The organism is Streptomyces sp. NPDC002690 (assembly GCF_053592415.1).
In genome coordinates this window covers 1-2,607 of record NZ_JBSFVR010000616.1, presented here as the reverse complement: position 1 = coordinate 2,607, position 2,607 = coordinate 1, and the positions used below count along the sequence as shown (strand labels likewise).

Annotated in this window: 1 protein-coding gene; it reads right to left on the bottom strand. The window is 72.5% G+C overall.

Translation table 11 applies throughout. The annotated features are described in order from the left end of the window. Positions 1 to 2,410 (bottom strand): aminopeptidase N (pepN, locus tag ACWD3D_RS35910; protein WP_451464858.1); only part of this gene is annotated, 2,410 nt, incomplete at its 3' end. Positions 2,411 to 2,607 lie beyond the last annotated feature (197 nt).

The window sequence follows — 2,607 nt, the reverse complement described above, 5'->3', positions numbered from 1 at the left end:
GTTCTTCGGCGGCGCCGAGGCGGGCGAGGGCGACGAGCTGACCCTCTGCTTCGACTTCATCGGCATGCAGCGGATGTATCTGTCGATGGCCCGGGCCCCGGCGGGCGGCGAGGGCCGCGGCGTCGGGGTAGTAGCGGGCCACGTACTCGCGGGTGAGTCCGGTCTGTTCGGGCTGCCAGAACCCCTGGGCGGTGGCGGTGAACAGGTAGTTGGACAGGGTGTCGTCGTGGAACAGGGACTGCCAGGCGGCGGTTTTGGTCTCCGGGTCGGGCAGGGCGGCGCGGCAGCGGGCGGCGCCTTCCTCGCCGGTGGCGCTGGGGTCCTGGGCGAGCGCGGCGGCGATGGCGGTCTCGTCGGTGGCACCGAGGACGGCGAGGCGGGTGAGGGCGCGCCAACGCAGTTCGGGGTCGAGTTCGGGGCCGCCGGGCACGGTGCCGTCGGCGAGCCACTCCTGGAGGGTGTCGGGCTGGGTGGCCGCGTCGATGAAGTGGCGTACGGCGACGAGGCGCAGGCCGGGGTTGCTGCCGTCCTCGGTGCGCCGGAGGAGGTCGCGGCAGAGGTCGGCGAGGGTGGCGAGCGCGGCGGGGCGCTCCTCGGGGGTGAGGTAGCGGTCGGTGAGGAGGGCGGCGAAGCCGAGGACGCCCTGGACGAGGGCGAGGTCCCGCTCGTGCGGGAGGTGGGCGCGTGCCAGGGCGAGGTGTGCGGTGGGGTGGAGGTCGCCGTCGCGGACCATGTCGCGGGCGGCGTTCCAGATGACGGCGCGGGTGAGCGGGTCCGGGATGCCGGAGAGGCCGGCCACGACGGCGGTCCAGGACTCGGCGTCGAGCCGGACCTTGGCGTAGGTGAGGTCCTGGTCGTTGGGGACGACGAGGACGGGACGCGGGCCGGGGAGGGTGAGGGGTTCGCCGGTGCCGGGGGCGTCGGTCTCGACCCGGTCGCGCAGGACGAGCCGGTCGGGGCCGGTGCCGAGTTCGTGGTCGTAGAGGCCGACCGCGATGCGGTGGGGACGGCTGCCGAGGTGGTCGACGGCGAGGGTCCACTCGTTGCCCAGGTCCTCGACGCGGGTGGTGAGGGTGTCGGGGCCGGTGGTGCGCAGCCAGGTGTCGGCCCAGCCGTGGACGTCGCGGTCGGTGGCGGAGGCGAGGTTGTCGATGAAGTCGGCGAGGCTGGCGTTCGCGAACTTGTGGCGGGCGAAGTGGGCGTTGATGCCGGCCAGGAAGTCCTTCTCGCCGATCCAGGCGACGAGTTGGCGGAGCGCGGAGGCGCCCTTGGCGTAGGAGATGCCGTCGAAGTTGACGAGCGCGGAGGCGGTGTCGGGGACGGCGGCGGGGTCGGGGGCGACCGGGTGGGTGGAGGGGCGCTGGTCGGCGTCGTATCCCCAGCCCTTGCGGGCGACGCCGAAGTCGACCCAGGTGTCGGTGAAGCGGGTGGCTTCGGCGACGGTCTGGTAGCCCATGTACTCGGCGAAGGACTCGTTGAGCCAGATGTCGTCCCACCAGCTGAGGGTGACGAGGTCGCCGAACCACATGTGGGCCATCTCGTGGGAGATGACCATGGCGCGGGTCTGGCGTTCGGTGTCGGTGACGGCGGAGCGGTAGACGAATTCGTCGCGGAAGGTGACGAGTCCGGGGTTCTCCATGGCGCCGGCGTTGAACTCGGGGACGAATGCCTGGTCGTACGAGTCGAACGGGTAGGGCTCGTCGAACTTCTCGTGGTAGCGGTCGAAGCAGGCGCGGGTGATGTCGAGGATCTCGTCGGCGTCGGCGTCGAGGTGGGGGGCGAGCGAGCGGCGGCAGTGGATGCCGAAGGGGATACCGGCGTGCTCGGTGGTCACGGAGTGCCAGGGGCCCGCGGCGACGGCGACGAGGTAGGTGGAGATGAGGGGGGTGGGGGCGATGGTCCAGCGGCCTTCGCCGGTGTGGGTGGCGATGCCGTTGCCGAGGACGTTCCAGCCGTCCGGGGCGGTGACGGTGAGTTCGAAGACGGACTTGAGGTCGGGCTGGTCGAAGGCGGGGAAGACGCGCTGCACGTCGTCGAGGAAGAGCTGGGTGTAGACGTAGCTCTCGCCGTCGGTGGGGTCGGTGAACCGGTGCATGCCCTCGCCGGTGCGCGAGTAGCGCATGGTGGCGTCGACGCGGAGTTCGTGGGGGCCGGCCGCCAGGTCGGTGAGCGGGTAGCGGTCGTCGGCGAGGAGCGCGGGGTCGAGCGGCTGTCCGTCGAGGCTGAGCGAGCGCAGTGCCGCGGGCTTGACCTCGATGAACGTGTCGGTGGCGGTGCGTGCGGTGAACCGGATGACGGTGCTGGACCCGAAGGTCTCGTCGCCGGTGGTGAGGTCGAGGTCGATCGTGTATCGCTGGACGTCGAGGGCGGTGGCACGGGTCTGCGCTTCGTCGCGCGTCAGTACGGACATCGCTCCATGCTGCCGTACGGCTCCGGGGGCGCGTGTGCGGGGCGGCTCCGGGGCCTGCGGGACGCGTCCCCGGGAGGGGACCGGCCCGGGGACGACGGGCTCCGAGCCCCGGCGGCCGGACACCGGAAGGGGCGGACGCAGGACATGGAGGGAAGGCGACGGACGCGGGGCGACGGGCGGGAGGCGCCGCACCCGGC